The organism is bacterium (genome assembly GCA_036524115.1).
Lineage (GTDB): Bacteria > JAUVQV01 > JAUVQV01 > JAUVQV01 > DATDCY01 > DATDCY01.
This window is the reverse complement of sequence record DATDCY010000098.1, coordinates 1-3,198: the sequence shown is the minus strand read 5'-3', so window position 1 is coordinate 3,198 and position 3,198 is coordinate 1. Positions and strand designations below refer to the sequence as shown.

Here is a 3,198-nt window from a genome sequence, read left to right as displayed (position 1 = left end):
GTCGGCCCGGGAGAGCCCGCCCCAGCCGCGCTGCGCGGCTGCCGCGGCCCGCGCCGCCGCCGAATCCACGAGCGGCTCGATCCGGTAGCGCTGCACGCAGGGCCAGACCCGCGCCGGGTGGTCGTGCGAGAACGTGCACTGTCCCTCGTCGTTCGCGCACTGGCCGTAGAGGACGAACGCGTCGAAGCGCATCCCCGGCGCCGCGGCGAGCAGCGCCGCGACCGCCCCCAGCGTCAGGTGCCGCGGCAGGGTGATGCGCTCGACGCCGAGTCGCCGCCAGAACGCCACGGCCCCGTGGTTGGCGACGTCGGCGAGCGTCGAGAGATGCACCCGCACCCCGGGCCAGCGCGCCCGGGCCTCGATGAGCAGCCCGGGGTCCGCGGCGATGAGCGCGTCGGCCCCGGCCGCGAGCGCTTCCTCGATCAGGTCCAGCAGCGGCGGGTACTGGTCGCGGCAGTAGACGGGCGCGTTGACCGTCAGGAAGAACTCGGCGCCGCGGGCGTGGGCGGCGGCGATCACCGCCCGCAGCTCACCGGGATCGCCGATCTGCGCCTCCGCGAAGCTCCGGCGGTTGGGCGCCGCGGCCAGCGCGAACCGGTCGACCCAGCCCGCCGGCACGTAGCCACCGTAGAGCTCGCGCGCGCCCAGGCCCGCCAGCGCGTCGGCCTCGGCGGCGGAGTCGACCGGCGCGAGGATCCTCACTTTCCCGCCTTCGCGGCGAGGGCCGCGCGCGCCGCCGCCGTCGCGGCGCGTTCCCCGCCTGAGACGGCGGCCGCGCGCACCGCCGCCAGGTCCTCCGCCGCGACGACGGCGGCCAGCCGCTCCATCTCCCGGCCGAGGATGGTGAAGCGCAGATCTGCGAGCACCGTGCGGGAGACCACCAACGCACAGCGGGCGCAGGGGTCGGCGCCCGTGGGCGGGCGCAGGAGGAACGCCTCGCCCCCCCAGCGACCACGGATTTCCTCGCGGATCCGGCCGATTTCCGCCGGGGGGCAATCCGTGCCCGCGGCCGGCGCGCCGGCCGGCCGGGAGACCGCCGCCGCGATGTCGAGCCTGCCGCCCGAGAAAGCCGCGCGCAGCGCGTCCTCGTCGGGAAATTCGCGCCAGTCGACGGCGAAGCCGACGCCTTCGCGCAGGTGCACCAGCGCAAGGCGCGCCGCGGCCGCTGCGTCGGGGTCCCCCGCGACGCCGATGCGCAGGGGCGGACCGCCGTGGGCGAATGCCGGAGACGGGCCACCCCCCTGGCTGAGCGGCAGGACGATTGCCAGAACAAAGAAGAGACAGCGCCGGCCGGATGGGCCCGACAGACGCTGCCTCATGACGCCGCGGGCCGGCCCTGGATCAGCCGGCTCGCCGGGAATGCCGGATGGACCTCAGCAGGGATGGACGTTCGAGCCGCCCACCACGCCCGGCTTCACATATTTCGCCTTGCGCATGCCGCCCTCCCTTTCTGGCAATGTTACCGCCCCTGATCATTTCCCGAACCGGGCGGCCTTGTCAAGTGCTCCCCGCTTCCGGACCCCCGGGCGTCAGCCGCCGCCCGTCGGCGGCCCCAAACCCGGCCGTTCCAGGTCGTTCTCGACCTCCTGCCAGACGAACCGCGACACCGCCTCGATGGCGGTGGCCATGCGCACGTAGTTCGCTCCCGTCGTCATCACGCACAGCAGATAGGGACGGTTGGGGTGGTAGACGATGCCGCAGTCATGGAGCTGCAGCGGAGCCGCGCCACCGCCCCGCGCTTCCTCCCAGACCCCGAACTTGTGCGACACGTGGACGCCGGCCGGCACCCCGGCGACGAGACCCAGCTCGAAGGTGCTGTCGTCGAGGTACCTCAACGCGCGTTCGGAATTGCCGCGGCTGAGATAGCTGGCGTTGTAGAGGACCCGGAAGAAGGCGCCGTACTCCTTCGGCGACAGGCTGACGGTGCCCGAGGCCGCGCGCTCCGGATCGATGCCGAGGTCGGCGTACACGCGCGCGAGGAGCCCCGGGGGAAGGACCCCGGCGAGGAGGTTCGCCGACGCGTTGTCCGAGAAGCGGGCGATCCGGCGGATCAGCTCATCCACCGTGTAGACACGGCCACGCTCGAGGTTGGACTCAGGGTTCGCGAAGTCGGGGTCCGCTTCCGCCGGTCCCCCCTGGTAGACGATGGTCCTCGCCAGGAAGGCGGGGTCGGCATCCGCCTGCAAGAACGCCGCGAGCACGATGGGCAGCTTCGCCAGACTCGCCGGAACGAACTGCTGCTGCTCGTGCCAGCCGATCCACGCGCCGTTGTTGAGGTCCCGGAAGTAGACCGCGACATCGTCGACGCGCCCCTCCCCGGCGAGCGTTGGCGCCAGTTTCTCGAGCCCCGCGCCGAACGGCCGGATCGCGCGATACAACCGCTCGCCCCCGACTTCGCACTCCAGGAGCGGGTTGGTGTAGCTGTGCCCGCCGGCGCGGATCTCGTACGAATCCGCCCCCGTCGCGGGCCCCCGCGGAACGCTCCGGCGCCCCACGCCGAACCCGGCGGCAAACACGGCGGCCGCCGCCGCGCCGAGGAGGGCTGCGCGGACCCCGCGCCTCATCGGCTTCCCGTCCTTCCCGCCACCTCGCCCAATTCCAACATGACTGCTCAATTATATACCCGCTGTCGTCCGCGTCATTGACAGCCTTCGCCGCCCCGATGAGAATCATCCCGTGAGCGACAGCGCCGCGCCCCGCACGGGGAGACCGCGGACCGCGGTAACGGTCTCGCTTCTGCTCGTGCTGCTGACCGCGGCGGCGCTCGGCGGGGTCCTCCGCAACGGCTTCGTCAACTACGACGACGACCTCTACATCACGGCGAACCCGGAGCTCGCCCGCGGCCTGGGCGGGGCGGGCCTCGCCTGGGCCTTCACGACGACGCGCGGCGGGAACTGGCACCCGCTGACCTGGGTCTCGCACCTGGCCGACGTGCAGCTCTTCGGCCTGCGCCCGGCGGGGCACCACGCGGTGAACCTCGCGCTCCACGCGGCGAACGTCGTGCTGCTCTTTTCGCTGCTGCGCGCGCTCACGGGCGCCCTCTGGTCGAGCGCGCTCGCCGCGGCCCTGTTCGCGGTCCACCCGTTGCACGTCGAGTCCGTCGCCTGGGCGGCCGAGCGCAAGGACGTGCTCTCGATGCTCTGCGCGCTCGGCGCCGCGCGCGCCTGCGTCGCCGGCCTGCGCCGGCCGCACCGGCGC

General features: G+C 73.4%; 4 protein-coding genes. 1 reads left to right on the top strand and 3 read right to left on the bottom strand.

The features are described from left to right. The 3 genes from VI078_04630 to VI078_04620 all read right to left on the bottom strand — a co-directional run. Positions 1-702: U32 family peptidase (locus tag VI078_04630; protein HEY5998572.1), on the bottom strand; the 702-nt coding region annotated here is incomplete at its 3' end. Then, positions 699-1,319, bottom strand: a complete 621-nt coding sequence (locus tag VI078_04625) for a hypothetical protein (GenBank protein ID HEY5998571.1) — start codon at positions 1,317-1,319, stop codon at positions 699-701. The genes VI078_04630 and VI078_04625, both read right to left, overlap by 4 nt. Positions 1,320-1,529: 210 nt before the next feature. Then, positions 1,530-2,564, bottom strand: a complete 1,035-nt coding sequence (locus tag VI078_04620) for a serine hydrolase (GenBank protein HEY5998570.1) — start codon at positions 2,562-2,564, stop codon at positions 1,530-1,532. A gap of 112 nt (positions 2,565-2,676) precedes the next feature. Between VI078_04620 and VI078_04615 the strand changes: the two genes are divergently transcribed. Beyond that, positions 2,677-3,198: hypothetical protein (locus VI078_04615; protein ID HEY5998569.1), on the top strand; the 522-nt coding region annotated here is incomplete at its 3' end.